Annotated in this window: 4 protein-coding genes; 3 read left to right on the forward strand and 1 reads right to left on the reverse strand. The window is 37.2% G+C overall.

The window, feature by feature from the left end:
- Nucleotides 1–689: 689 nt before the first annotated feature.
- The 3 genes from ACOVQ4_RS18985 to ACOVQ4_RS18995 all read left to right on the forward strand — a co-directional run bounded on the left by ACOVQ4_RS18985 (nt 690) and on the right by ACOVQ4_RS18995 (nt 3,633).
- Entirely contained in the window at nt 690–2,123 is a 1,434-nt protein-coding gene (locus tag ACOVQ4_RS18985; protein WP_421822182.1) for an arginine deiminase family protein, read from the forward strand.
- A gap of 177 nt (nt 2,124–2,300) precedes the next feature.
- Complete coding sequence (gene ctlX / locus ACOVQ4_RS18990) at nt 2,301–3,230, forward strand: citrulline utilization hydrolase CtlX (RefSeq protein ID WP_421822183.1); 930 nt, start codon at nt 2,301–2,303, stop codon at nt 3,228–3,230.
- A gap of 76 nt (nt 3,231–3,306) precedes the next feature.
- The gene (locus ACOVQ4_RS18995; RefSeq protein WP_421822184.1) at nt 3,307–3,633 is read left to right on the forward strand and encodes a HesB/IscA family protein; all 327 of its coding nucleotides are present in this window, start codon (nt 3,307–3,309) and stop codon (nt 3,631–3,633) included.
- A 475-nt stretch (nt 3,634–4,108) separates the two neighbouring features.
- On the opposite strand, the gene ACOVQ4_RS19000 is transcribed toward ACOVQ4_RS18995, so the two are convergent.
- Complete coding sequence (locus tag ACOVQ4_RS19000; protein ID WP_421822185.1) at nt 4,109–4,402, reverse strand: hypothetical protein; 294 nt, start codon at nt 4,400–4,402, stop codon at nt 4,109–4,111.
- Nucleotides 4,403–4,632: the final 230 nt, after the last annotated feature.

Raw genomic sequence — 4,632 nt, forward strand, 5'->3', positions numbered from 1 at the left:
TCATAAAATCAGTAAAATGAATGGAGGAAGATTTTTAGAGAAGAATAAAAAAGCAAAAGGGAGTATAGTCTCCAATTGTAGTAAGGCTAACAATACATTCAATATCGTGCAATTAAACCGCCTAATTACTGCTTATTGGAATGCGTCATGAGCAAATGACAAATTACCATAAATACTATCAATTCGAGTAACTTCTCTCCCGTGCCTATATATAGATACATAAATTTACGAAAGAAATCACTAACTGGATTGCATCCGAATACCTCAAATTTAGGCTTTGAGGTACGATATGGTACACCTCTTGATGAATTTTCTACGTATACAATGAAAATATTTTATTTTACACAAAAAAAACTTCAATTATATAATAATGATTTTTTTAGCTTTTTATGAAAATCTATTCAGCTTAAGTAGTCTTGCAAAACTAGATTTAACTTGAAAGCTACAAGCAGTAATCCGTAGGCCTTAAGCCAAAGGTCATTATAATTTTATTTTCTTTAGCTTACGGCTTAATGCCTAAAGCCTATTGCCTAACATTAAACTTAATTTTGGGTGCTAACCCAAAGTCAAAATTACATTATGTTTCTGCTTAACCTTGACATTGTCCCAAAAAAATCGTTTATTGCGAAAAATGAGTTTTTTACCATTTTTTACCTAAAAAGCAATAAACTTCAAAGACAATCAAATTTATGGAAAAGTCTATCAATGTTTCATCGGAAGTAGGAACGCTCAAGAGGTTATTGATTCATAGCCCAGACAGTGGTTTAGGGAAGGTTATTCCTTCAAAAGCGCAAGATTGGCTATTTGAAGACATTGTGCATTTGGATACCATGCGTAGAGATGAATATGATTATTATGTAAAAACCCTCTTGTATTTTCTGGACCCAGCCAAAATCAAAGGAAGACTACAAGAAATCGACGCTGATACCTCCAGAGAATTTTTTAAACCCGAAAGTCCACATTATTTCAAATCAGACAAGGTAATAGAAGTACAAAGGCTGTTGGCAGAAGTTTTAGACAATTCTATTATCCGAACGCGGCTCGTAGCTGCCGTATGTGCGGTTGAACATTGTTCTTATGCTATTCAGAATACCCTCTTAAATTATGCCTCTTCGGAGCTCGCCAAAACGTTGATTTCGGGTATGACTCCCGATAAACAAATGCTTTTTGCTCCTATTCCCAACTTTATATTTACTCGCGATATTGGGATTACCATCAATAACTATTTGTTGCTGAATAAACCTGCAAAAATTGCTCGAACGCGTGAGGCATTACTTATGCAATATGTTTTCTTCAATCATCAAATCTTTGACGAAATACGAAGCAATATTATTGAAATCCCTGACAACGAACATCAATTTTTGATGCCCGACGATCAAAAGTCTGACACGATTGCAACGCTCGAAGGTGGCGACGTCATGATGGTTGCGCCTAATCATTTATTAATTGGTATTTCGGAAAGAACAACGGTTTATGCTGCTAAGCAGGTAATAGAAGCTCTTTTTGATAAAAATATTGTAGAAAAGGTAACGTTGGTCAAGATTCCTAAAAAACGCGACTATATGCATATCGATACCGTATTTACACAAGTCAAAAGAAACGTGTGGGTATTGCTAGGCTCTTTAGGAAAACAAGCCAAACAAGAAAATGAGGTTTTTGTAAAAGCTGGTCTCATCAAAGCAAAAGTAAAAGATGAATTGCGAATTATACAATTTAGAAAGGATGCTAAAGAGCCCAGAGTAATTGAATACTTAGAGGATTTACTAACAGAAATTTCAGTGAATGACCTCGGTTGTATGCCTCTCGATGTACAGTTTGTGTATTCGGGAAACAATGAATTCCCTTATGGCGACCGCGAGCAGTGGACAGATTCTTGCAATTTGTTGGCGCTCAAAGAAGGCGTTGTAATAGGTTATGATAGAAACGACAAAACGCTTGAAGCATTTAAAGCATTAGGCTTTGAAGCCATCAAAGCCGCGGATTTGATTCAGGATTTTGAAAGTGGTCGCAAGTCGCCAGAAAATATGCAAAATACCTTTATACTACTCCCATCAGCAGAATTATCTCGTGCTCGTGGTGGCTCACACTGTATGTCGATGCCAATTCTAAGAGAAGGATTTTAGGTTTTGGCTATCAGCCATGAGCAATAAGCTATCGGAAATTGATAAAGAAGTAATAGAAATATCTTTCCTAAATGCCGATAGCTCATTGACGAAAACCCAATAGGTAATCTTTTTTGGATGGTAAGGGCTACACTATTCACAAACAACTATTTTTCAACAAACAAAACGGTTCAAGATATGCGCTCACAAACAACTTCAAATATCCTGATGATTCGACCTGTGCGATTTGGATTTAATGAACAAACAGCCGAATCTAATGCATTTCAGGATAAAGCTTTTGGTCAGCAAACCCAAGAAACGGCTCAAACTCAAGCCTTACAGGAATTTGATGAAATGGTGGCTCGCCTCCGCAAACATGGTGTTAATGTCATTGTGGTAGATGATACGCCAGAGCCGCATACTCCCGATTCTATTTTTCCTAACAACTGGATTTCTTTCCATTATAATGGCACAGTTATCGAATATCCTATGCAGGCTCCTAACCGTCGCTTGGAAAGGCGTCAGGATATAATTGGTCTACTAGAAAAAGATTTTTATATCAATCGAAGAATAGACTTATCTACATTTGAGGAAAAAGGTGAGTTTTTGGAGGGTACAGGCTCTATGGTACTCGACCGTAAATTTAAAATTGCGTATGCTTGTATTTCACCACGAACCTACGAAACTGTACTCAATGAGTTCAGTATTCAGATGAATTACGAAATCGTAAAATTCACGGCAGTAGATGGTGCTGGCAAACAAATCTACCATACTAATGTCTTGATGTGCGTGGGAGATATGTTTGCGGTGATTTGTTTGGATGCTATTCCTGATTTGGACGAACGTCTGAAGGTACGTAACTCGCTCGAAAGCAGCGGAAAACAAGTGATAGAAATCACACTTGACCAGATGAACCAGTTTGCAGGGAATATGCTCGAAATTCGTAGCGATAAAGGAGACCGATATTTAGTAATGTCCGATGCTGCCTATTACTCGCTTACACCAGCCCAAACCAAAACTCTCGGCGATTATTGCACCATACTCCACTTCGATTTAAGTATGATTGAAGGTAACGGAGGCGGTTCGGCACGGTGCATGATGGCAGAGGTTCATTTGCCTAAGAAATAGATTTTCGGAACTTTTCAGTTAATTTTGTAGTTCAAAATTCATAACAACTTGTTTTTCCTAAAATCGATATAGCATCATGGTAACAGTAACAGATATAGCAGCCGCAAAAATCAAAGAACTACGTGATAAAGAAGGTTTGAGCGATAATTACAATGTACGTGTAGCCGTACAAGGTGGTGGTTGCTCGGGCTTAATGTATGACCTTGACTTTGCTTCAGCGCCACAACCTAACGACATGGTATTTGAAGACAAAGGCGTTAAAATCATGGTCGATAAAAAATCAATTCTATATCTAGCTGGCACCGAGTTAGATTTTTCTGACGGTCTGAATGGCAAAGGTTTTCAGTTCAAAAACCCAAATGCTACCCGTACTTGCGGCTGTGGCGAAAGTTTTGCGGTATAATATTTAGTGAATTGTGATTGAGTGAATGAGTGATTATTTTTACTAAAATCTTCATTTGTAAAACACAACACATTGCGTCTAAAGCTGATTTTAGCATAAAAAAAGGGTCGAAAAATAATTTTTCGACCCTTTTTTTATGAAGCTATTTCAACTCTTTCGTAAGGGGTGAATAAATTCACCCGCTAAGTGGAATAGTCAGTCTAGAACTAAATCTTGGTTAAACTTTCATCCTATTCTCTCTGATTACGGTACAAAATTGTAGTTCATAGTTCAAGACTTAGTCTTGGACTTACTTTTTTTAACAGTTTTAAACTGTTTTCATAAAATTCAGTGAACTACCTCAAAAACTTGAAGGTCACTTCCTCGTATTGTCAAGTAATCGGCTATTCTCTGTCAGAACAAACACGATGTTCTTGAGAGTATCTATCAACCTATATCTTTTAGTTCTTCATTTTGCAGGACAAATGCCATTAAACTAGGGCATCGAAAAACCGACAAAAAATCCTATAATGCTCAAAGCAGGTAAAGTAAAGACCCATTTGGCTGCCGAATAATGCCCATGTCGAAACAACCACCAAGCAGCAATAATCGAAATCAAGGCTAAGATAGGAAAAGACAGAATCGAGAAAAAAGTTACCCAGCGTCCTTTTGTGGCACCCGCATCGAACAAAAAAGGGCTCATCATAATTGGAAAAAATGACCCAACAATCAATATCCCATAAAGGATACTGAGAATCCAAAGAATGGTTTTAGTAGTATCTGTATTCATGATTTCATAGTTTAGTTAAGATGAAAAGTAGCAAATATAGGAAACCAATCTTTAGACTCAAAACCTAGTTTTTCTTTCGGATATCGGATGTTCGATTTCGGAATTACAAGGTACATTTTAAATCTCCAGTTAGGGCTGTATAAAGGATTTGTTTTTACTCAAAAGCATTCTTATCATTATGCTGTAGCGGCAACCGCAAGGGTTGCCGCTACAGCAATTTTTATCAACAC

Origin of the sequence: Flectobacillus sp. (assembly GCF_049240685.1) — a bacterium.
Classification (GTDB): domain Bacteria; phylum Bacteroidota; class Bacteroidia; order Cytophagales; family Spirosomataceae; genus Flectobacillus.

Coding starts and splice junctions, on each gene's coding strand:
- ACOVQ4_RS18985 (WP_421822182.1), top strand. CDS start 690: ATGGAAAAGTCTATCAATGTTTCATCGGAAGTAGGAACGCTCAAGAGG.
- ctlX (WP_421822183.1), top strand. CDS start 2,301: ATGCGCTCACAAACAACTTCAAATATCCTGATGATTCGACCTGTGCGA.
- ACOVQ4_RS18995 (WP_421822184.1), top strand. CDS start 3,307: ATGGTAACAGTAACAGATATAGCAGCCGCAAAAATCAAAGAACTACGT.
- ACOVQ4_RS19000 (WP_421822185.1), bottom strand. CDS start 4,402: ATGAATACAGATACTACTAAAACCATTCTTTGGATTCTCAGTATCCTT.